Annotated in this window: 20 protein-coding genes; 11 read left to right on the top strand and 9 right to left on the bottom strand. The window is 63.6% G+C overall.

Annotation, left to right across the window (positions count from 1 at the left end; genetic code table 11):
- Positions 1 to 969: an SIS domain-containing protein gene (locus tag DL891_RS01995; RefSeq protein ID WP_111718708.1), complete on the bottom strand. Its 969-nt coding sequence runs from the start codon at positions 967 to 969 to the stop codon at positions 1 to 3.
- The gene (locus DL891_RS01990; RefSeq protein ID WP_111718707.1) at positions 939 to 2,192 is read right to left on the bottom strand and encodes a hypothetical protein; all 1,254 of its coding nucleotides are present in this window, start codon (positions 2,190 to 2,192) and stop codon (positions 939 to 941) included. The genes DL891_RS01995 and DL891_RS01990 overlap by 31 nt, the downstream gene beginning before the upstream one ends.
- 122 nt (positions 2,193 to 2,314) lie before the next feature.
- Here DL891_RS01990 and DL891_RS01985 point away from each other — a divergent pair, with 122 nt between their 5' ends.
- From DL891_RS01985 to DL891_RS01970, 4 genes are read left to right on the top strand one after another with little or no spacing between them, the layout of a single operon-like run.
- Positions 2,315 to 3,421, top strand: coding sequence for a spermidine/putrescine ABC transporter substrate-binding protein (locus DL891_RS01985; protein WP_111718706.1), 1,107 nt, complete (start codon positions 2,315 to 2,317; stop codon positions 3,419 to 3,421).
- A 42-nt stretch (positions 3,422 to 3,463) separates the two neighbouring features.
- On the top strand, positions 3,464 to 4,333 hold the full coding sequence (locus tag DL891_RS01980) for an ABC transporter permease (RefSeq protein WP_232818960.1): 870 nt from the start codon (positions 3,464 to 3,466) through the stop codon (positions 4,331 to 4,333).
- Complete coding sequence (locus DL891_RS01975) at positions 4,326 to 5,096, top strand: ABC transporter permease (protein ID WP_111718704.1); 771 nt, start codon at positions 4,326 to 4,328, stop codon at positions 5,094 to 5,096. The genes DL891_RS01980 and DL891_RS01975 overlap by 8 nt, the downstream gene beginning before the upstream one ends.
- Positions 5,093 to 6,208, top strand: coding sequence for an ABC transporter ATP-binding protein (locus DL891_RS01970; protein WP_111718703.1), 1,116 nt, complete (start codon positions 5,093 to 5,095; stop codon positions 6,206 to 6,208). Before DL891_RS01975 ends, DL891_RS01970 begins: the two co-directional genes overlap by 4 nt.
- On the opposite strand, the gene DL891_RS01965 is transcribed toward DL891_RS01970, so the two are convergent.
- A complete protein-coding gene (locus tag DL891_RS01965) occupies positions 6,169 to 6,795 on the bottom strand; it encodes a TetR/AcrR family transcriptional regulator (protein WP_111718702.1) in 627 nt (208 codons plus the stop codon). The genes DL891_RS01970 and DL891_RS01965 overlap by 40 nt on opposite strands.
- Positions 6,796 to 6,933: 138 nt before the next feature.
- Between DL891_RS01965 and DL891_RS01960 the strand changes: the two genes are divergently transcribed.
- The 3 genes from DL891_RS01960 to DL891_RS01950 all read left to right on the top strand — a co-directional run bounded on the left by DL891_RS01960 (position 6,934) and on the right by DL891_RS01950 (position 11,191).
- Entirely contained in the window at positions 6,934 to 8,235 is a 1,302-nt protein-coding gene (locus DL891_RS01960; protein WP_111718701.1) for a glycosyltransferase, read from the top strand.
- Positions 8,236 to 8,311: 76 nt separating this feature from the next.
- Positions 8,312 to 9,769 carry an aminobutyraldehyde dehydrogenase gene (locus DL891_RS01955; protein WP_111718700.1) on the top strand — a complete coding sequence of 486 codons (1,458 nt, stop codon included), beginning with the start codon at positions 8,312 to 8,314 and terminating at the stop codon, positions 9,767 to 9,769.
- A gap of 57 nt (positions 9,770 to 9,826) precedes the next feature.
- Entirely contained in the window at positions 9,827 to 11,191 is a 1,365-nt protein-coding gene (locus tag DL891_RS01950) for an FAD-binding oxidoreductase (protein WP_111718833.1), read from the top strand.
- 42 nt (positions 11,192 to 11,233) lie between these two features.
- Here DL891_RS01950 and DL891_RS01945 read toward each other — a convergent pair whose 3' ends face one another.
- Positions 11,234 to 11,719 carry a pyridoxamine 5'-phosphate oxidase family protein gene (locus DL891_RS01945; protein ID WP_368665614.1) on the bottom strand — a complete coding sequence of 162 codons (486 nt, stop codon included), beginning with the start codon at positions 11,717 to 11,719 and terminating at the stop codon, positions 11,234 to 11,236.
- Between the two features lie 166 nt (positions 11,720 to 11,885).
- Here DL891_RS01945 and DL891_RS01940 point away from each other — a divergent pair, with 166 nt between their 5' ends.
- Complete coding sequence (locus DL891_RS01940) at positions 11,886 to 12,494, top strand: GNAT family N-acetyltransferase (RefSeq protein ID WP_111718699.1); 609 nt, start codon at positions 11,886 to 11,888, stop codon at positions 12,492 to 12,494.
- Between the two features lie 21 nt (positions 12,495 to 12,515).
- Here the strand turns inward: DL891_RS01940 and DL891_RS01935 are convergent, their stop codons facing one another.
- Positions 12,516 to 14,639, bottom strand: a complete 2,124-nt coding sequence (locus tag DL891_RS01935; protein WP_232818969.1) for an efflux RND transporter permease subunit — start codon at positions 14,637 to 14,639, stop codon at positions 12,516 to 12,518.
- 325 nt (positions 14,640 to 14,964) lie between these two features.
- On the opposite strand from DL891_RS01935, the gene DL891_RS01930 reads away from it, so the two are divergent.
- Positions 14,965 to 15,591 (top strand): MarR family winged helix-turn-helix transcriptional regulator, encoded by a 627-nt coding sequence (locus tag DL891_RS01930; protein ID WP_111718697.1) that lies wholly within the window; start codon positions 14,965 to 14,967, stop codon positions 15,589 to 15,591.
- Positions 15,592 to 15,611: 20 nt separating this feature from the next.
- Here the strand turns inward: DL891_RS01930 and DL891_RS01925 are convergent, their stop codons facing one another.
- Genes DL891_RS01925 through DL891_RS01910 form a run of 4 tightly spaced genes read right to left on the bottom strand, consistent with a single transcriptional unit; the run spans position 15,612 to position 18,595 of the window.
- On the bottom strand, positions 15,612 to 16,433 hold the full coding sequence (locus DL891_RS01925; RefSeq protein WP_111718696.1) for an anti-sigma factor: 822 nt from the start codon (positions 16,431 to 16,433) through the stop codon (positions 15,612 to 15,614).
- Entirely contained in the window at positions 16,420 to 17,070 is a 651-nt protein-coding gene (locus tag DL891_RS01920; protein WP_111718695.1) for an RNA polymerase sigma factor, read from the bottom strand. The genes DL891_RS01925 and DL891_RS01920 overlap by 14 nt, the downstream gene beginning before the upstream one ends.
- A 10-nt stretch (positions 17,071 to 17,080) precedes the next feature.
- Complete coding sequence (locus DL891_RS01915; RefSeq protein WP_111718694.1) at positions 17,081 to 17,746, bottom strand: class F sortase; 666 nt, start codon at positions 17,744 to 17,746, stop codon at positions 17,081 to 17,083.
- A gap of 27 nt (positions 17,747 to 17,773) precedes the next feature.
- Positions 17,774 to 18,595: a DUF4397 domain-containing protein gene (locus tag DL891_RS01910; RefSeq protein WP_111718693.1), complete on the bottom strand. Its 822-nt coding sequence runs from the start codon at positions 18,593 to 18,595 to the stop codon at positions 17,774 to 17,776.
- A gap of 233 nt (positions 18,596 to 18,828) precedes the next feature.
- Here DL891_RS01910 and DL891_RS01905 point away from each other — a divergent pair, with 233 nt between their 5' ends.
- Together DL891_RS01905 and DL891_RS01900 are read left to right on the top strand one after the other, a co-directional pair.
- Positions 18,829 to 20,253 carry a deoxyribodipyrimidine photo-lyase gene (locus DL891_RS01905; protein ID WP_111718692.1) on the top strand — a complete coding sequence of 475 codons (1,425 nt, stop codon included), beginning with the start codon at positions 18,829 to 18,831 and terminating at the stop codon, positions 20,251 to 20,253.
- Positions 20,250 to 21,710 carry an SDR family oxidoreductase gene (locus DL891_RS01900; RefSeq protein WP_111718691.1) on the top strand — a complete coding sequence of 487 codons (1,461 nt, stop codon included), beginning with the start codon at positions 20,250 to 20,252 and terminating at the stop codon, positions 21,708 to 21,710. The genes DL891_RS01905 and DL891_RS01900 overlap by 4 nt, the downstream gene beginning before the upstream one ends.
- Positions 21,711 to 21,772: the final 62 nt, after the last annotated feature.

Here is a 21,772-nt window from a genome sequence, read left to right as displayed (position 1 = left end):
TCAGCCCTGCAGTGCGCGCCACCAGTGCTCGGCGACCAACTCGCCGACGATAACTTCAGTGAGCCGCGCAACGTTCTCGTCGGTGTCACCGGGATAGCGAATGCACTGTGTGGCACCCGTGAGCGCCCCGCCGACGCTGATCAGGGTCGAACCGCGTTCGTGCATCCACTCCAGCGCCTGGGCGTCCCATGCGGAGCCGGCGAACACGAGAGCGCGATAATCCTGCGTCTTGGTCAGGTAGACATCGACGTGTGACCAGTCACCGGTCTCACTCGCGTAGGCGGTTCGTCGTGGCACTTCGCGCATCATCAGCGCAGTTTGCCTGGCCGATGAGAGCCGTTCCACCGGAGCAAGCGCCCAGGTCCCGTCTGGCCCGCCCAAGGTGTCAGCAACGTCGGCGACCCAGTCGGCGCGAGTGTCAATCAGAACTTGTGTGGACTCTGCGGCCTGCCTGGCCGCTGCCACTCGCGCACTGCTGCCGGAGGCGCTCGGGTCCAACAACGCAGCAGCGGTCAGCAGTGTGTGCCGGAAGGTACGGCAGGCAATACCGCTGGCCTCGATGCCGGCGTGCAGTTCGACAACAGCATCCGCTGCCCGGGCCAGAGCCGAATCAGGTCGGTTTGTCACAGCGACCAGTCGGCCCTGCCCGACGTATGGCTCAATCGCCGCCAGCACCTCGACACTGCCACCGGTCGCCGAGATGGCGATGACGGTCAGGTCGGTGGCCGGCGGCGGCAGTGTTCGTGAGCTCGCCAGCTCCACGACGACGTTCAACCCGGTGGCGCGGGCATCACGGGCGATCACATCGGCCGCATACGCGCTAGAACCCATGCCGAGGATCAGAACCCGGCCAGCCGCGGGCAGTACGGCCTGGTCAAGCCCGGGCAGACCGAGCTCGAGCTGGTCAGCCAGATGTCCCAGCTTTTCGGGGATCAGGGTCAGGTCGTCGAAAAATCTGGTGGGCTCCATGGCTCCTCTTTCTGGGCGCGGGAATTCGGATAGCGGAATGTGATGACGGCATCGGGGGCGTAGGCCCATCGGGGGAGGAATCGGCCTGCGTAAATGAGTTCGCGCAGAAGCTGTTCGGCGATAAAGCCCTCGAGCAGGCGGTCGTCGAGCAGGCGTGCGAGTCCGTGCGTCGCCAACCGCGCGCGATAGGCCTCCAAGAATTGTTGCTGAGCGGACATGGCCCACTCGAAGAGCACAGGGTCGCTTCGGCCGAGACGGCGTTGTGCCACCGCCGCGACCAGGTCGATAGATGTGAGCATGTGGGCGACATCCCGCGCGGGCGCGTCCGGCTGTTCCCGGTCGCTCGGGTTCAGTTGTGGATCCCCGTCGAAATCGATGATCCAATACTCGTCGGCGTCGGCGTCGGCGTCGGCGTCCGGGGTGCGCAAGAACTGGCCGACGTGCAGGTCACCGTGAATCGGGATCAGCGGCGAATCGAGGTCGTCGGGGAGCGTCGCGATCGCGGTCTTGATCGGTTCGATCCGATTGCGCAACCGGATCCCGGGAGATCCCGCCGTGAGCTCCAGGGCCTCGGTGAGCGCCGCCTCGGCGCGGGGGCGCACCGCGTAGGGCACAACCGCATCGTGCTGTTTCCTCTCGACTTCCCGGCTCAGGTCACTGTGGAGTTGGGCACAGAGTTCCCCCAGCTGTCGTGGCCAGGTGGGGGGCAGGCCACCCGCGACAAGGCTGAGAACATCGTTGACAGCCCAACTCCAGCCGTCTTCGGTCCCCGGAAGATACCTGGATACCAGTGCGATCGCGTGGGGTTCGCCGGTGCCGGGGTCCCAGTCGACGCTGCCCAGATACGGAGGAGCCACCACCGATCCCGCGCGTGCCAGCCGAGCGAGTTGGTGGGCGGCTTGGTCGGCGTTGCCGCACCGGGTGACCACCTTGACGATGAAACGCTCGTCGACGACAATTGACAGGTTCGTCTGGTCGACGGCAATCGTGCGCTCCGAAATCGGGTCGGAGACGGCTGTCTCATGGGTCACTCCCACCGAGTCGACGAGTAGTGCGCCCTCATCAACTGTGAGGTCTGCCACGTTCCGGCCGAGCACGGCGTTCACGAGATCGGTGGCAAGCCCCGGTTCCTGGGAAAGTGTTACCGAACCGTTCTCCAGGATGTCGATGGTGCCCCTGAGGGACGAGATCGACGCTGAAACGGACGGAAAATTCGAGTTCATTGAATCCATCTTCGAGTATTGGATGTGCACAGACGCACCGCTAGGCTATCGAAGAATCGCATTTTTTGAGTCTGCGTGTAAGAATCAACACGTCCGGATGTGTGAGAGTCAAAGGAGACACGGTGCTTTTTAGAAGAAGCAAGCTCAGGGTTGCAGCTGCAACCGCCATTGCAGCAGTCGCGGCACTCGGACTTGGCGCGTGCAGCGCGGGGGATTCGGGCGGCGCAGCACTCGACCCCGACGCCGACCTCACGAAGCAGAGTCTTGTGGTTGGCATCTGGTCCGATTACTACCCCGAAGACCTGGCCGAGCGGTTCGAAGCGAAGACCGGCATCCCGATGACGATTGTCAACCACGCGACGAACGAAGAGATCGTCGCGAAGATCATGGCGTCGGGCGATTCCGGAATCGATGTCGCCTTCATGTCCGGGCAGTATGCGCAGGCGCTCGGCGAGCAGGGCGTGCTCCAGGAATTGGACAAGTCCTTCATTCCTAACGAGGCGAACCTTTACCCGGAGGCCAAGGAGCTTGCCTACGATCCGGGCAATAAGGTCTCCCTGCCGTACGCGTGGGGCACCACGGGGCTGTGCTACCGTTCCGACCTGATCGACTTCACACCCGATTCATGGAACGACCTGCTGAACCCCAAGCCAGAGCTGGAGGGAAAGACCACCATGCTGGCGACAGAGCGCTGGATGACCCTGCCGGCGCAGAAGCTGCTCGGTTTCTCGGCGAACTCGACCAGTGCGGATGAGCTCGCCCAGGTCCGTGCCCAGCTGGAGAAGACGAAGCCCACCCTCTTGGCTTTTGATGACACCACGTTCTACCAGAAGCTGATCACGGGTGAGGCGGTACTGACCGAGGCGTGGGACGGCTGGTGCAACTACGGCGTTGCTGAGGATCCGAACATCAAGTTCGTGATTCCCAAGGAGGGTAGCGACCTGTGGACTGACACTATGACGGTTCTCAAGTCTTCGAAGAACAAGGAAGCCGCCATGACCTTCCTGAACTTCATCCTTGAGCCCGACGTGCACTCGTGGGTGGTGGAGAACATCCTTTACAACGTGCCCAACCGCGCCGCAAACGAACTCGTCGACCCGCAGATGGCCGTCGACTTCCCGTCGCTGGCGATCACCCCGGCGGAGTTGAGCGAGCAGGAGGGTCTTATCGACGTCGGAGACTTCTCGACCGAGTACAGCCGTCTCGTCACTGAGATCCAGGCGGGCTAAGTCACGATGGCAGCCAGGGTGCGGCGGGCAATGCGCGATGGGATGAACCGTCAGCGGTTCTCTCGCGCGTTGCGCGCCGCACCCTTCCTCGGTCCGCAGAGCCTCTTTCTGGCGCTGTTCGTCGTCATCCCGATTGGGTTGGTGACCACGTACGCGTTCATGACCCGCGGTAGGTTTGGCGGGGTCAGCCCTGAGTTCAGCCTCGAGAACTTCACCCGGCTGCTCGAGCCGGTGTACCTGAACGTGTTGTTCAACTCGATCGGCGTCGCGGCGTTGACGACCGCGCTCGCGCTCGTGCTGGGTTATCCGACGGCCTACCTGATCGCCCGCCTGCCCACTCGCTGGCGCACGGTCGCCCTCCTGATGGTGCTGTTGCCCTTCTGGACCAACTTTCTCATTCGAACCTATGCGTGGATCCTGCTGTTCAACAATGCGGGCTGGCTCAATCAGGGGTTGGAGGCGCTCGGCTGGATCGACGGACCGATGAATCTGCTGTATAGCCAGCCGGCCGTTGTGGTCGGTCTGCTGTACATGTATCTGCCGTTGATGATCCTGCCGCTATACTCGTCGATCGAACGGATCGACCCCGAGTTGGAAGAGGCTGCCACCAACCTCGGCTCACGCCCGTTCCGCGTCTTCCGCACGGTCATTCTGCCCATGTCGGTGCCCGGGATGCTGATCGGATGCGTATTCGTCTTCGTGCCCTCGATGGGAAACTTCGTCATCCCTGAACTGCTCGGCGGCGGCAAGATGCTGCTCGTCGGCAATCTGGTGCGTGATGCGTTCCTGAAGGCCAGAGACTGGCCGTTCGGGGCGTCACTTGCGCTTGTTCTGACCATATTCCTGGTCGTTCTGCTCGCCCTGCAGTCACGCGCCTCGAAGCGGATCACGGAGGGGTCACCGGATGCGTAGACCCAAACTGCTGGCCGTTCCGTTCTGGGCGACATATATCTTCCTCTATGTGCCGATCATCGTTGTGGTCATCATGAGCTTCAACGCGTCGTCCAACCTGTTCGTCTGGAAGGGCTTCAGCCTCGACTGGTATGGCGTGCTCGCGAAGGACTCAGCTGTACTGGAGGGCCTGCGCAACACGCTCATCGTGGCGGGGGGAGCGACTGTTCTTGCCACGGTTCTGGGCACGTTGATGGCCGTCGGCATCCACCGCTACACCAGGGGAGGACTGATTCGCGCCTACGCGACGGCCCCCGCCCTGTTGCCCGATCTCCTCCTCGGAATCGGGTTGCTCAGCCTGTTCTCGCTGTTGCAGATGTCGCTCGGGCTGCACACCGTGCTGATCTCCCACGCCGTGTTCGCGTCGGCGTTTGTGACGGCGATCGTGCTGGCCCGGCTCGCGAACGTGGACCCCACACTCGAGGAAGCCAGCCAGGACCTTGGCATGGGTGCCGGGCGCACGTTCGTTCGAATCACGATCCCGCAGCTGGCGCCCGGGATCGTGGCGGGTGCACTGCTCGCATTCACGCTGTCCCTCGATGAGTTCGTCATCGCCTACTTCACCGCCGCGCCGCAGACACCGACGTTGCCGATCGTGATCTACTCCATGGTGCGCTTCGGGGTCACCCCCGAGATAAATGCGCTCGCCACGCTCCTGCTCGTGGTCAGTATGACCGTCGTCATCGCCGCCCAGCGGCTCACCCGCATCACGGAGGCAATATGAGCAACACACAGACCGCACGACCACTGCTCGACGTTCGCGGCTTGCGGCACAGGTTCGGGACGGTGACGGCGCTCGATGACGTCACCTTCGACATCGCCGATAATGAGTTCTTTGCGCTGCTCGGCCCGTCGGGCTGCGGAAAGACGACACTGTTGCGCGCCATCGCCGGTTTTGAGCAGCCGGAGCACGGTGAAATCCTGCTTGACGGCGCCGACCTGGCTTCAATGCCGCCGCACCGCCGCCCGGTCAACATGATGTTCCAGTCGTATGCGCTTTTCCCGCACCTGTCGGTGGAGAAGAACGTCGCCTATGGGCTCGAGGCCGAGCGGCGGAGTCGTTCCGAGATCCAGACGAGAGTCGGTGAGGCCCTCGAGGTGGTGGGCCTGGCGACGATGGCAAAGCGTAAGCCCGCCCAGCTCTCGGGCGGCCAGCGACAGCGGGTGGCCCTGGCGCGTGCCATCATCAAACGCCCGCGCCTGCTCCTTCTCGATGAGCCGCTCTCAGCACTCGACCGGAAGGTGCGCGCGGAGATGCAGCTGGAGTTGAAGCGCATGCAACGTGAAGTGGGGATGACCTTCGTCGTCGTCACCCACGACCAGGAGGAGGCCATGTCGATGGCGGACCGCATTGCGGTGCTCAACGCGGGCCGGGTGGAGCAACTCGACACCCCGGTCGGCCTCTACTCGACGCCACGCACCCGCTTCGTCGCCGACTTCATCGGAACCTCCAATCTGTTCGACGGGACCGCTGACGCGGCCGGGATCGAGGTCCCCGGTCTCGGCCACTTCCCTGGCGAGCACGCTGTGCCGGCGGGCCGGCCCGCTTCGGCCGTGCTGCGGCCAGAAGACATGATCCTGGGCGACCCCGGAACCGGTCGTTGGACATGCACGGTGATCGATACGGTCTTTTTGGGCGGTGGGTCAACGGTCTCACTCGCCGTCGACGGCCACGCCACTCCCGTGACGTCGGTATTGCATGCGGCTACGGGCCTCCGGCCTGGTGACAGGGTCGGCGTCGGCTGGAAGAGCGACCGGTGCGTCATCGTGCCCGGCGAGGTTTCTTCTGCGGTTCCTCAGCGGGAAGCGGCGGTGCCGGCAGGGATCAGCGGATGACCGGTGGACATCCGTGCGAATGCGATGATCAACTCCGCCGCGCCCGCGTGGTCGATGACCGGGTGCTGGGCGACAATTCGATAGCCGTAGGCGTCTTCCAGCGCGACCAGATTTCGGGCGATGGTGAGCGAGCCCTGGGTGAGCTTGAAGATGCCACGAGCCGCCCCCTGCTCCAACACCACCTGATACAGGCTGACCTGCCGGTCGAACAGGGTCGTGAGCAGCGCCGCTGCGGTCGGGTTCCGGCCCGCCGAGCCGCCGAGCTCGCACAGGAACCTCACGCCCTCATCGGTGCGATCTGCGGGCAGTCCCGATCGGATCAGGGCCAGAAGGCGGTCCACCGGGTCGTCAGGCAGCTCATTGAGCATGCGGCTGCGCTGCTCATAGAATCGCTCCATTCCGGCTCGGTTCGCCTCCAGCACCAACTCATCGAGATTGGGGTAGTAGTAGAGCACAGCACCCGACGTGAGCCCGGCCTCTTCGGCCACATGGTGAAGCCCCAGCCCGGGGCCGTGCCCGATGATGGCACGCTGCGCCGCCGCAACAAGTTCGCTGCGCCGCGCCTCCTGACGCTTCGGCCTTGCCATGGGGCATCCCTTTCGTTCGACCGTCGATTTTCGATAGGCTGAAGAGGCCTTCAAAGAATTATTTGAGCAATTTTTCTATGATGACAACGATCCGTCATCTTCCCTGAGCATATAGTCAAACAATAATGGAGTTGGATAATGACGCAGAAGAAGACTTTCCTGTTCACCTCGGAGAGCGCATACGGGCCGACCAATAACTGCATCGGAATCGGGCATGAACTACTTCGGCGCGGCCACCGGGTCGTTTTCGCAGCGGAGGCCTCCTGGGAAGGGAAACTGAGTCCGCTCGGGTTCGAGGAAGACCTGGTTCACCTGGCGGCGCCGGACGAACCTGTGGAGGGGGAGCCAGAGCAGGATGCCGGTCAGTTCTGGAAGGATTACATCGCCGAGACCGCGCCCGAGTTCAGAAAGTCGACGTTGGAACAGTTGGAGACTGTGGTCGCGCCGATCTGGAGCGAGCTCATCGACGCTTCAAAATACGTGCAGGGCCAGCTCGTTGAGATAATTGAACGCGCCAAGCCTGACGTGCTGATACAGGACAACGTGTCGGCGTATCCCGCCATGGTCACGGCTGAGGCGCCGTTCGTCAAGATCATTTCATGCAACCCACTGGAAAAGCCCGGCAAGCATGTCGCGCCGGTGTTCTCCGGCTACGCCGAATCAGAGCCCGAGAAGTGGCAGGCTTTTGAAGACGAGTATGAGCGAACCCATCGTGATCTGTGGACGGGGTTCAACGAGTGGGTGCAGGAACAGGGGGCGCCAGCGCTGCCCGACCTCCAGTTCCTCCACGACGGCGACCTCAACCTGTACGTCTACCCGCACGAGTTGGACTACACGGATGCCCGGCCGCTCGGTGAAAGTTGGCACCGGCTGGATTCGTCGGTGCGGCAGACCGAGAGCGCGCCAGACATCCCGGACGAGTTTCTCGCCGGAGAGGGCCCATTGATCTACTTCAGCCTTGGCTCTCTCGGCAGTGCTGATGTCGAGCTGATGAACCGCGTGATCAGCGTTTTGGCCACGCTCCCCATCCGGGTGATCGTGTCCAAAGGGCCGCGTCACGACGAGATCGAACTGGCCGACAACATGTTCGGCGCTGAGTTCCTTCCGCAGACAACCATCCTCCCCCTGGTCGACCTGGTCATCACCCACGGCGGCAACAACACAGTGACCGAGTCGGTGCATTTCGGAAAACCGATGATTGTACTGCCGCTTTTCTGGGATCAGTACGACAATGCACAGCGAGTGCATGAGAAGGGCCTCGGTCGACGGCTGCCGACCTACACCTTCACCGCCGATCAGATGCGCGACGCAATCTTTGATCAACTCGGCGACGTGGATCTGCTGCGGCGCATGGACGAGATCGGTGCGAGGGTTCGCGGAAAAAATGGGCTGGTGCACGCAGCCGACCTGATCGAGCAACTCGCGACCACCGGCCGCTGATACGACACTGAGCGCTGACCCAACCAACCACAACAGAAGCTGCAGCCGAACGCCGCGGCAGGCACAAGGGAAATTCATGAGCAGAGGCACCTACATCTCCAACGAGTACCGAGCGGGGGCTGGCCCCACGTTGCCGCTCATCGACCCGTCCTCGGGAGAGGCGATAGACGAACTGACGGAGTCAGGCGCAACCGACGTCGATGCGGCGGTGGTCTCAGCCCGAGGTGCGCAGGCCACCTGGGCTGGCCAGACGCCAGGACAACGAGCCCGAGCGCTATTGAGGCTGGCGGACGCGCTTGACGACGACGCCGAACAACTCACGAAGCTCGAGGTTGAAGACTCTGGCAAGCCCTGGACGACCTTTCTCGAGGGCGAGATTCCCTTCGCCGCCGACAACCTGCGTTTCTTCGCCGGCGCCGGACGATCGCTGGACGGTACCGGGGCCGGAGTGCTCAGCGAAGGGTACACCTCAGTGATCAGCCGCCGGCCGGTCGGAGTAGTGGCAGGAATCACCCCCTGGAACTTTCCGCTCATCATGGCGTTGTGGAAGGCAGGTCCGGCTCTTGCAGCCGGAAACTCAGTCATCCTCAAGCCTTCGTCGATGACCCCGCGCACAACGTTACGGCTGGCCGAACTCGCCGCTGAGTCGGGGTTGCCGTCTGGCGTGCTCAACGTGGTCACCGGCGGTGCGGAGATCGGGCAGGCGCTGGTGAGGCATCCGGGGGTCGACATGGTCAGCGTGACCGGGTCGACCAGCACGGGCAAAGCAGTGATGGCGGGAGCGGTCGACGGGGTCAAGCGGGTGCACCTGGAACTCGGCGGCAAGGCGCCTGCCCTCGTTTTCGCCGATGCCGACATCGCTCACATGGCACACGCGGTCGCGCTCGGGGCAACTTACAACAGCGGGCAGGACTGCACTGCGGCTACCCGCGTCTATGCGCAGCGCGCGGTGTTCGACGATGTCGTCTCCGCCCTTCGGGCGCAGTTGGAAGGCATCGTCGTGGGCGACCCCATGGACGCGGCAAGCCACATCGGGCCCCTCATCTCGGCCGAGCACCGCGAACGCGTGCATGGTTTCGTGTGCCGTGGTGTTGCTGAGGGTGCCGAACTGTTGACGGGGGGCACATATCTCGACGGCGTCGGTTCCTACTACGCGCCCGCGTTGATCATCGGAGCCGAGCAGGACTCAGAACTCGTCCAGGGCGAGATCTTTGGACCGGTGTTGGTCGTGCTGCCGTTCGACAACGAGGAGGATGGTGTGCGTCTGGCGAACGACAGCGTCTACGGTTTGGCGTCGTCAGTGTGGACCTCAGACGTGGGCCGCGCCATCCGGGTGAGTCATCAGCTGGATGTGGGCGTGACCTGGGTGAACGACCACCTGCCGATCGCTTCTGAGGCGCCGCACGGGGGAGTCAAGGGATCTGGCTTCGGCAAGGACATGAGCCTGGAGCCGCTGCTGGACTATTCGGTCAGCCGGCACCTGATGATCCGGCATGCCAAGCCGCCGGAGACCACCGGGTTTCGTCCCGCTTAGTCGAACCATCACTGAGCGACCACCGACAGAACGAGAAAGAAGTAAATTGTGCAGACCATGAACGGTTCGGTTTCATTCTGGTGGAACCAGATCGATCTGCCTGAAACCCGGCCCGCACTCCCTGGTTCCATCCAGGCAGACGTGTGCATAGTCGGGGCCGGATACACGGGACTGTGGACAGCGTATTACCTCAAGAAGGCGGTGCCTGAGCTGCGGATCGTAGTTCTGGAACAGAAGTTCGCGGGCTACGGCGCCTCAGGCAGGAACGGCGGCTGGCTGACGAACTCAGTGACCGGGGGTCGCGAGCAGTACATCAAGTCCCATGGGCGCGATTCGGCGCACCGCTTCCAGACCGCGTTGAATGAGACGGTCGACGAGGTCATCCGGGTGGCTGCCCATGAAGGTATCGACGCAGACATCGTCAAGGGTGGCGAATTCACCGTTGCCCGAAACGATGCCCAATACGGCCGGCTCGCGGCATACGCTGCGGGCGAGGCCGAGTGGGACAACACCGACGTGGAACTGCTCACCGCAGCCCAGGCGAGGGAGCGCATCAACGTGGCCGGAACAACCGGCGGGGCGTGGCACCCGCACGCGGCCCGGATCCAGCCCGCCAAGCTCGCCGAAGGGCTGGCCCGTGTCGTCGAATCCCTCGGCGTCGAACTGTACGAGAACACTCACGTGATCGAAATCGCGCCGGGGCAGGCAATCACAGACCGTGGAACGGTCACCGCCGGCCACGTGGTGCGAGCGACCGAGGGCTTCACCGCCGGCCTCAAAGGTTTGCACCGGGCCTGGTTGCCGATGAACTCGTCCCTGGTCGTGACCGAACCGCTCTCCGATGCTGTCTGGGAGACCATCGGCTGGGACGGCCGACAGGTGCTGGGTGACGCCGCTCACGCATACATGTATGCGCAACGCACCGCAGACGATCGCATCGCGATCGGCGGGCGCGGCGTGCCGTATCGCTACGGTTCCCAGACCGACAACGACGGGCAGACGGCCCAAAGCACGATCGTGCTCCTGAAGACCCTCCTGAACACGTTCTTTCCCGCGACCGGTTCAGCGCAGATCGAGCACGCCTGGTCGGGGGTTCTCGGTGTTCCGCGGGACTGGGCCGCGACGGTTGGTCTCGACCCCCAGACTGGGCTTGCGTGGGCTGGAGGCTACGTCGGGACGGGGGTCACCGCCACGAACCTCGCCGGACGCACACTGACCGATCTCATTCTCGGAAACGCGAGCGACATCGTCTCCCTGCCGTGGGTGAACCATCGGGTGCGGAACTGGGAACCAGAGCCACTGCGCTGGCTGGCGGTGAAGGCGTTGTACACCGCGTATGGTTGGGCCGATTCGGCGGAGCAGAAGGGGCGGCACACCACGTCTCCTCTGGCAAAGATGGCCGACATCGTCTCCGGCCGCTGATGGCGCGCAGCACCGTCAACCGCGGGCATCGGTATCGCTCGGTCAGTACCGTTCGGGTTCGGGCTCGAGCCTGAAACGGCGGCCGCTGATCCGTACGGGGTGGATCTCTACCCAGACGTATTTCAGGGTGGGGATCAGGGGGTGAAGTGGAAGCTCGTTGGCCGCCTGGATCTCCGATTGCAACTCGAGTACGCGTGCGGTTCCGTTGACCACGACGCTCCACGCGGTGTCGCCGCCCACCGAGTCGGTCTCGAACGCCACCTTGTCGTTGATGGTGAGCTCCAGCAACTTGGTACCCGGCGCGGTGCGCAGAAGCAAGCGCTCATCGACCGCGATGAAGTTGATCGGGTAGATCTCGGGAACCCCACGAAAGGCAACCGCGATCCTGCCCAGGCTTGAGGATCGCAGAAGCTCCCAACAATCCTCCTCCGTCAAGACCTCGACCGGATCGTTCTCGTACTGGCTCATGTCCATATCGTCCCACGCTCCGGGGCGCCGTGCCAGTGCAGCGGCAGGCTGGACAGACACGGACGGAGCCTGCCTCGCCGCAGGCCGCGGCTCACCAAAAGTCGCTAGCGTAAGGGGATGGCGATCCTCGTGGCGGTGTTGGTGGCGTGGGCAACGCCCTCGCGCAGATGTCGACCTTGCGCTCATCCGTGGAACAGCAGCGGGGCATCAAGGAACGGCCGGTGTCATGACTGACCTTCAGGTACCCGGCCGAGTCGCCCAGGTGGCGGATGTCGACGCCGTCGTCGAGACGGTGACCTCTGCATTCTTTGACGACCCGCTCTGGGCGCCGATCTTTTCGGACAAGAGCACGCGGTTCAACAAAATGGCTGCGCTCTGGCGCGTCTATGTGGCGTCGGCGGTGCCCCGTTTCCCGTGGACGTTCGTCACCAAGAACTACGAGGCGGCGACCGTGTGGTACCCGCCGGGCGCTGCGGAGTTGACCGCGGATGAAGAGGCCGGATTCGACGAGTTCCTGGTCGAACTGGCCGGGCAGGCCGCCGCTCGAGAGGTGCAGGCGATCGGCCGGGCCTTCGACGCCGCGCGCCCGACCGAGCCGTACTACTACCTGAGCCTGCTGGCCACGCACACGGATCATCGTGGACGGGGACTCGGGATGGCGCTGCTCCGGGAGAACCTCGGGCGCATCGACCTGCTCGGGTTTCCGACCTATCTGGAGTCGTCGAACCCGGACAATGACCGCCGCTATGAAAGCGTGGGTTACCAGAAGCACGGTGAGATCACCGTGCCCTCCGGGCTACAGGTGAGCACATTCTGGCGCCCGGCGCAGTCCTGACCCCACCCCGCTGAACGGCCCCTACTGGCGCATCGCCTCGGAGCGGCGCAGTTCCATCCGGCGGGACAGTTTCGACGGCCACCACACGGCCGGCCCGATGTCGAACACGAGGGCCGGAACCAGAAGGCTCCGCACAATGAAGGTGTCGATGAGCACCCCGAATGCGACGATGAACGCAAGCTGCAGCAGGAAGAGAATCGGGATCACGGAGAGCGCCGCGAACGTCGCGGCGAGAACCAGGCCCGCAGAGGTGATCACGCCGCCGGTGGCGGACAGCCCGCGCAGCACACCGTCGCGGGTGCCGTGTTTCAGGGACTCCTCGCGCACACGGGTCATCAGGAAGATGTTGTAGTCGATGCCGAGTGCGACCAGGAACACGAACCCATACAGTGGAACCGCCGCGTCCGCCCCCGGGAAGTTGAAGATCCCGTTGAAGACCAGCGCCGAGACTCCCAGCGCGGTGCCGAACGAGATGACCGTTGTCAGAACGAGCAGCACGGGAGCCAGGATCGAACGCAGGAGCAGCATCAGGATCAACAAGATCACGATGAGCACGACCGGGATGATGAGGTTGCGGTCGTGGATGGATGCGTCGTTGGTGTCGATCGCGGTCGCGGTGACCCCGCCCACGATTCCCACACCGTCGAGTTCGGTGCGCAGGTCGCGAACCGTCTGCTCCGCGGCATCGGAATCGGCGGCATCCGTCAGTGTCGCCTGCAACAGCACGTCACCGTCGACGACGGTCGCCTCAGGCGCCGGTGTGCCGGGCGGGCCGAAGGCGACCACGCCGTCTGCCGTCACAGCGGCGCTTCCACTGGGAGTGTCGGCGGCGGTCACAGCCACCGACTCGACGCCTTGCGAAGCGAGCAGGATGTCGGCGCCGTTCTGCAGTCGCTCCTCGGGCACCACCACATAGGCGGGACTGCCGGAACCTCCGGGAAAGTGCTCGCCGAGGGCGACCTGACCATCACGTGCCTGAGAAGCGCCGAGCACGAGGTCGCTCTGGGGTACCCCGCTCGCCTGCAACTGGGTGAGCCCGAGCGCACCGATCACCAGAACGACCGTCGTGACGGCCCAGATCTCCCGGGGACGCCGGCGGATCTGGGCCGACAGCCACGCCCAGACGCCCGTGATGTGCATGCCGTCCTCGGCGAGCACCACATCCGGCTCGAAGTGCGGACGCTTGGGCCAATAGGCGCTTCGCCCGAACGCATAGAGGATGGCTGGCAGCAGGGTGAGGGCCGAGAGCATGGCGAACGCGATGCCGATGGCCGCGACCGGGCCAAGTGCGCTGTTGGACTTGAGATCGCTGAGCAGTAGGCAGAGGAGTCCGGCGATCACGGTGCTGCCGGAGGCGATGATCGGTTCGAACGATCCCTTGAGCGCCGCCATGGTCGCCACCCACTTGTTTTCGTTGTTTCTCAATTCTTCGCGGTAGCGGGCGGTGTAGAGCAGCGCGTAGTCGGTGGCCGCGCCGATCACCAGAATGAATAGGATCCCCTGGGTCTGCCCGCTGAGAAGCAGGATCCCCGCCTTCGCCAGCCACCACACGGTCAGCAGTGCCACGGTGAGCGCGAACAAACTGGTGGCCAAAACCGCCACAGGAAGAAGGATCGATCGATAGACGAGTACGAGGATGACGAACACGGCCAGCAGTGCGACCAGCAGAAGGAGTCCGTCGATGCCGCTGAAGGCGTCAATCAAATCGCTGGTGAACCCGGCCGGGCCGGTGACGTAGACGGTCACCCCGGTGGGCAGGTTCTCGGCGAGCGTGGTTCGCGTGGCCTCCACGACGTCACCGATCTCACCAGTGCTGTCGATCGGCACGAAGGCCTGCGCGGCCAGGCCGTCCTTCGACGAGATCAGAGGTGAGATTCCGCTGTTCACGCCATCGATCCTGCTGACGCTGTCGAGTTCTTTCTGCAGTGTGGACAGTGTGGCGTCGCTGAGTTCGGAGTCGCCGACAAAGAGCACGACCGCCGGAATGCTGTCACTGTCACGGAAGTCGCCGAGCAGTTTCTGTACGGCGGTGGCAGCTGCGCTGGTCGGCAGGTAACTGGTCTGGTCGTTGGATGAGACTTCGCTGACCTTCCCGAAGTATGGCCCACCGACGCCGGCAGCCGTCAGCCAAACGAGAATGAGCAGTGCGGGAAGGACGACACGCAGCCATTGGGGAACCCGCGGTCCGCGACCGGGCGCACTCGTGGCGGTACCGCGCTCTCGCTTCTTCGCGCTTCCACGACCGAGAGGATCGACCACTTCAGCGCTATCGGAGTCCGTGTCGTTGACTGCGTTGTGTTTCCCGTTCGCCACGGAGTTCCTCTCGACAGTGCCGTCCCTGCCCACCGTGCCGGAAGGTGTGGGTTGTTCATGCTTTGCCGTGAGGACAAAACAACTTGTTGTTATCATATATCTCACTTGTCTAGCAATCAACTCAGCATAATACCCACATTGATAATAGAATGGAGAAATGTCGAACAACGAGATCGGCGCCCAGCAGGGCAGACTGGGCATCGCTACCCAGCCGGCGGAGCGAATCTCTTCAGTTGCACGCTCCCTGTACGACGTGAACGCCAGCGATCCGGATGGAAAGCTGATCGACCGATCCGACATGGGCTCCGACGACGTCGAGCAGATCACCCGAGTGATGAAATCAATGGCTCGGATGCGAGAGGCCGAGGAAGCGCTCTCGAAAGCCTCGCAGAAATTCATGCAGCTCAGTCAGACCGAGATGCGCGCAATCCATTACCTGATCGTGGCGGCGAATCAGAAACAGGTGGTGACGCCCGGCGCGATCGCACATCACCTCGGTATCACCAGTGCGTCAACGACCAAATTACTCGACCGACTCGAGCGTGGGGAGCACATCGTGCGCAGCCCCCATCCGACCGATCGACGCTCGCTGTCGATCAGTGTCACCGATGAGACCCATGCCGTTGCGAGGGATACCGTGGGCCGCATGCATGCCAACAGGTTCATGGTTGCGGCAGCGCTGGCTCCGGCGGAACGAGAAGTTGTTATCAGGTTCCTCAATGAGGTCGCCGAGCGGATGACTCTTCGTGACGAACCCTGGGCGACCGGTTCCGCCTCTCACTGATCCCGTAGCGGTGCGTGATCTCAGGTGTCGTGTAATTCACCGCGCACGATCGAGTCGCCGGAGTGGCCCGGATTGCCGTCGTCCGGCTCCTGCGAGACGTCCACGACCGAGTAGCGGCTCACGTCGACTTCGGTGGGGATCTTGAACTGGCCAGTGGTCCCATCCATGAGGCCAAGACTCAGCAGCCCTGATGTCTCCGGATCGATCAACCACACCTCGCGCAGGCCCCCGGTGGGAGCATCGAGCTCGACAACCAATTCGCGAACGCCGTCCACTTCAGCGAGTTGCGCAGAACCGGATGCCTGCCAGTTGGGGAACGGCTCCAGCGCGGCCTGGGCCAATACCGTCTCCGTCGCGGTGGGCCACAACTGGGTGCCAACAACTCCGGTCACAATCCCGACGAACAGGGCTGCTGCGGCCATCGGCCACCACCGGCCGAATCCGGAGCCGCCACGCCCGCGGTGAATCGGCGTGACGGGCGCGGATTCCCCAGCAGAGTCATCAGCTTCGGCTTCTGCTTCGGTTTCTGAGGGCAGAATGCTTGGGATTGCCGGGATGTCGGACACGCTCGGGTCGGAATACAGTTGCTCGGGGCCCGAAAGCGGGTCCTCGACCACGACATCACTCAACGCCAGTTCGGTGTGGATCGCCTGCCAGACCCCGGCAGCCGGGGCGACCAGTTCGACATCTGTGGCAGCGCGCCCGACTGTCACGAGACGGCGAATCGCATCCAATTCGCCCGAGCAACGACGGCATTGGCTCAGGTGGTCACGTTCTTCACCGTCAAGGTCACGCTCGCCCAGTGCGACCATGGTCAGGTTCTCGTCGTCAAGATGCATCATTCACCTCCAAGCGTGTGCGTAATCGGGTCAAACTTCTTCGAATATGGCTTTTCACTGTTCCGAGCGGGATTCCTGTGGACTCAGCGACCTCAGCGTGGGTCAGGTCCGCGTAGAAGGCCAGCGTCATCACTTTTCGCGGAATTGGTTCGAGCTTCGCCAGCTCATCGGCCAGCACCAGCCGATCCACCAGGTCGCCATCGACGACGTGGCTGGCGGTCATCGCCGCCTCCGCGCTGGCCTCCTCCACGCGCCGGGCGCGTGACCTGGCCTCCAACGCGTCGGCGATGCGTCGCCTCGTGATCCCGGTCAGCCACGAACCCAGGACTCCGCGTTCCGGATCGAAGGTGGAGCGTCCACGCCACGCCGAGATGAAGACCTGCTGAGTCACATCCTCGGCATCTGAGGTCGACCCCAGGGTGCGAAGCGCAAGGGTGTGCACCAGTGTCGACCAGCGAGCGTATGCCGCAGCCAACGCGCGCTCGTCACCAGAGCGGAAGGCCAGCGCCAGGGCCGACTCGTCACCGAATGCTGTCACCAGTTGCTTGCGCCCTCCCCCATCGAACCGAGGCCGAACCTTTCCGCCGGGGTGGTACGCGGGTGCGAGTCCACTCGGTCGTGTGATGGTAGCAACCAGCATAGTGAACGCCTCACTCGCTGGGGAGCGCCGTGACGATCACATTTGACAGGTAGGTGCGTCGTTCGTAGTCGAACTCTCCACCACAAGTCACGATTGTCAGCCTCGGTTCGCCCGTGCGGTCGAACACGTCTGCCCACGGTACATCGCGTTTGACCACGAATCCCTCGTCGGCGACCACGTAGACAACCTCCGTGCCGTCGGCGGTCGTGACGATGATCTGTGTTCCGGGCACGGCCTCCGGAAGTCTCGCCATCGGCCCCAGCGGATAGTTCAAGGAGTCGACGTGAGCGGCGATCACAATCGATCCCTGATCGCTGCCCGGCCAGGCGCCGTAGCGGTACCAGGCGGCATCCGCAGGATTCTCGGGGAGTGCCATCGCACCATCAGTGGCAAGCCCGATGGGCTCAACGGTCATGTCGATATCGAGATCGTTGATTCGCAGGCGAATCGGCGGCACTGCCTGCGGCGACTGGGTGTCGAGGCCGGCGCTGACCGTTCGTACGTCCTTTCGGGCCGTCGGTCTGGGCGATGGTGGGGCCGGACTGACTGCCACGCTCGGCGTCGAAGGGGCGGCCGCGCTGTCGACAGTCGTGGCAGTCATCGAACAACCGGCGAGCAGCGCTGCCACGGCGAACGCCGCAACAAGAGACCGGAGGTTTCTCGTTGCGGCGTTCATTTGGGTAATCCTTTGTCTCTCAGTTGCTCAGCGACGTGACTTTGCGCGAACCGCGACGGTTCCACCGGCAGCGGCCAACAGTCCCGCGAAGCCGGCACCGATCCACAGGCCAGTTGCATCGAACGGCTTGTTCGTGGCTACCATACCGACCGAGCCAGCGGGGATGCTGTCGGGGTTCGAGTGCAGCCCATCGATGGTCTGGACGGCGATGTCGAGGTTCTTGTCCTCGAGGCTGCCCCAGGCGTAGACAATGGTGTTGACACCTTCAGCGACATTCACATCGGCCGGCCCGATCACCGGGTCGGTGGTTCCGGTCGCGGCGACCGAAGCCGAAACGGTCCCGGCCGGCAGATTCAGCACCTTCTCGTCGGGGTTGCTCAGGTCGGTGATCACTGCGGTGTCGCCGGCGAGCACATCCACGGCGGGCGCAGCAGCTACGTGGCGCACCGTCAGACGACCCTCGCCAGCGTCGAGCTTCGAGATGTCATTGTTGAACAGCGTGGCACTGGGGTCACCCTTCTCGGTGAGGTGGGCCACCGCCGTGTAGTTTCCACCCGATTCGAGGGAGAGGTCGATCGGGCCGAGTGCGGGATCAGAATCATCCGCCGCGTCGGAGGCCGTGATCGCGACGCTGTAGGTGCCGGCCGGCAGATCCAGAGGGCCGGCGAGGGTGCCTGGCTTGAAATCGTCGAGCGTGAGCTCGCCGTTCACGTAGACGTCAACGGTCATGCCCGGGATGCCGTGCAGAACCGACAGTTGGGCATCCCCGTCGGCCGCGTTGGCCGGGACAATCGCGGCGACGGCGATGAATGCTCCGGCTGCGATGCCGGTTGCGAGTAGCTTGCGCATGGTTGTTCCTCCTTGTAGCGCCCGAGGGCGGAATTTTGCTTTCATGACCACTTCCGTCGAAGTGCTCCGTTTGGATGCATCTGGAGCAAAATTCTTTTTTTGGATTTTCGGACGGGCGTGGTCTGTGAGGTTTGCCGCCGCCGGTGAGCCGATTGATGCGCTGCGGGAAATACGGGGCTCACGCCCTCCGGCTGTACACTGCAAAACACTGAAGCGCGACGACGAGGTGTCAGATGAGTGAAAAAGAAGACCCGTCGGCCGTGCCCGGCGATGTAACGGTGGTCTGGTTCCGGGACGATCTGCGGGTGGCCGACAATCCGGCACTGAGCGCGGCGGTCGACCGGAACGCGCCTGTTGTGGCGCTTTATGTCCTTGACGATCAGTCACCGGACATCCGCCCTCTGGGAGGCGCCGCGAAGTGGTGGTTGCACGAAAGCTTGCTGTCCCTCGAGCGATCCTTGGGCGATCTCGGCGTTCCATTGGTGCTGCGGGCCGGGCCAGCCGGAAGGATCGTCACCGAGTTGGTGGCGGAGGTCGGCGCAACGGCGGTGGTGTGGAACCGGCGATACGGAGCCGGAGAGATCGCGGTCGACACGTGGCTGAAGGCGAAGCTGCGATCCGATGGCGCGGAGGTCGAGAGTTTTCAGGCATCGCTGCTCTTCGAACCCTGGACCATCCGCACGGGCACGGGCACCCCGTATTCGGTCTTCACGCCGTTCTGGCGTGCGTGCCGCCGTGGGGGCGAGCCACGCCACCCGATGCCTGTGCCCCGAGCGGTTTCCGGGCCGGCCCCGATCGTCGCCTCTGAGTCTCTGGAGTCATGGGCGCTGCAGCCGACCAGGCCGGACTGGGCCGAGGGGCTACGCGCCACCTGGACACCGGGCGAGGCGGCGGCGCTGGAGCGGCTGCACAGCTTTCTCGCCGACGATCTCGAGGACTATGCTGATGGCCGGGACATCCCTGCAGACCCGGTCACCTCGCGACTGTCGCCGCACCTGCGGTGGGGCGAGCTGAGTGCCCACCAGATCTGGCACGAGGTCGGCCAGATCCGCGCCGGGCTCTCCGCTTCGGCAGCGGAGGGGGCAACGAGGTTCCTCACGGAGATCGGCTGGCGGGAATTCGCCTGGCACGTGCTCTTCCACTTCCCGAAACTCGCCGATGCCAATTGGCGGGCGGAGTTCGACGACTTCCCGTGGCCGACACTCGATCGTCGAGCGCTGGTCGCGTGGCAGAGCGGCCGCACCGGCGTGCCCCTCGTCGATGCCGGAATGCGCGAGCTCTGGCACACGGGGACCATGCACAACCGTGTTCGGATGGTTGCCGCGTCGTTTCTCACCAAGAACCTGCTGATCGACTGGCGCGAGGGGGAACGGTGGTTCTGGGACACCCTGGTCGATGCAGACGCTGCCAGTAATCCGTTCAACTGGCAATGGGTGGCTGGCTCTGGCGCCGACGCGGCACCATATTTTCGGGTGTTCAACCCGCAACTGCAGGCGAAGAAGTTCGACCCCCAATCCGCGTACATCCGAGCCCACGTGCCTGAGTGGGGTTCCGACGCCTACCCGGAAGAGATCGTCGACCTCGACGATTCACGGCGCGCGGCGCTCTCGGCGCACCAGAGTCTTAAACAACGCACGCAGGAGAGGACATACGCATGAAATCTGTTCTGGTCACCGGGGCAACCGGATATATCGGCGGGAGACTTGTCCCCCGACTCTTGGAGGCCGGGTACAAGGTCACTGTCCTCGTGCGCTCGCCACAGAAACTGACGGATGTTCCCTGGGCGGAGCAGGTTTCGGTCATTGAGGGCGACCTGACCGACCCGGTCGCGGTCACCGCGGCCTGCGAGGGCCAGGATGTCGTCTATTATCTCGTTCACTCGATGGGAGCCAAGGGGAAATTCGAGGAAATCGAGACTCGGGCGGCCCGTACGGTGGCAAAGGCGGCCGCCGACGCCGGTGTGGGGCGGATCGTCTACCTGGGCGGGCTGCATCCGGAGGGCAGCGATCTCTCGGTGCACCTCCAATCACGGAAGAAGGTAGGCGAGATATTGCTCGCGTCGAGTGTGCCGACCGTGGCATTCCAGGCCGGGGTGGTGATCGGTTCCGGTTCCACGTCATTCGAGATGATCCGACACCTCACCGATGTTCTTCCCTACATGCCCGCGCCCAAGTGGGTGCGCAACTTCATCCAGCCGATCGCAGTTCGCGACGTGATGTATTATCTGGTGGCTGCTGCTGAATTGCCGTCGTCGATCAACCGAACTTTCGACATCGGCGGCCCCGATGTGCTCCGCTATGGTCAGGTGATGAACGGCTATGCGCTCGAGGCCGGTCTCGGGCAACGCCACATCGCCTCGCTGCCCGTGCTCACCCCGTGGGTTGCGTCACAGTGGGTGAACCTGGTCACGCCGATTCCTCGGAATATTGCGGTACCCATTATCGCCTCCCTGCAGCATGACTGCGTGGCGAGCGAACACGACATCGATGGCGTCATTCCACCGCCGCCGGGCGGGCTCACCGGCTACCGCAATTCAGTTCGTCTCGCCTTGGCAAAGATGGAAGCCGGCGAGGTGGAGACCACCTGGCAGAACTCATCTGTGCTGGGATCACCCAGCGACCCGTTGCCCAGTGACCCGAACTGGGCCGGGCACAAGGTGTTCATCGACTTCAAAGAGCGACGTTCTGAGGCGCCATCTGAAAAACTGTGGGCGGTCGTCGAGGGAATCGGTGGCGCCAACGGCTGGTATTCGTTCCCTTTGGCGTGGGCGCTTCGAGGCTGGCTGGACAAGCTTGTGGGTGGCGTGGGATTGCGGCGCGGCCGCCGGCATCCGCAGAGACTTCAGACGGGGGAGGCTCTGGATTTCTGGCGGGTGGAGCGTCTGGAACGCGGCCGCCTCCTGCTTCTTCGCGCCGAGATGAGGCTGCCCGGTCGGGCCTGGCTCGAGATGCGGGTCGTTCCGGATGGAGCCGGCGCGCTGTACCAGCAGAGAGCCATCTTCTTCCCCAAGGGTTTGTCCGGACGGTTGTACTGGATCGCGATTCTGCCCTTTCACGGAATCATCTTCAACGGCATGGCGAATCGGATCACCGCCGCGGCGATGAGGGGAATGTAATACGAAAAATATCGGCCATCGACCGGAAGATAAATTAATTTAGCTTGCTAGTAATACATGCT

It is taken from the genome of Homoserinimonas sp. OAct 916 (assembly GCF_003260275.1).
Taxonomy (GTDB): domain Bacteria; phylum Actinomycetota; class Actinomycetes; order Actinomycetales; family Microbacteriaceae; genus OACT-916.
Note: the sequence above shows the minus strand (reverse complement) of the source record. Positions and strands in the feature narration are given on the sequence as shown.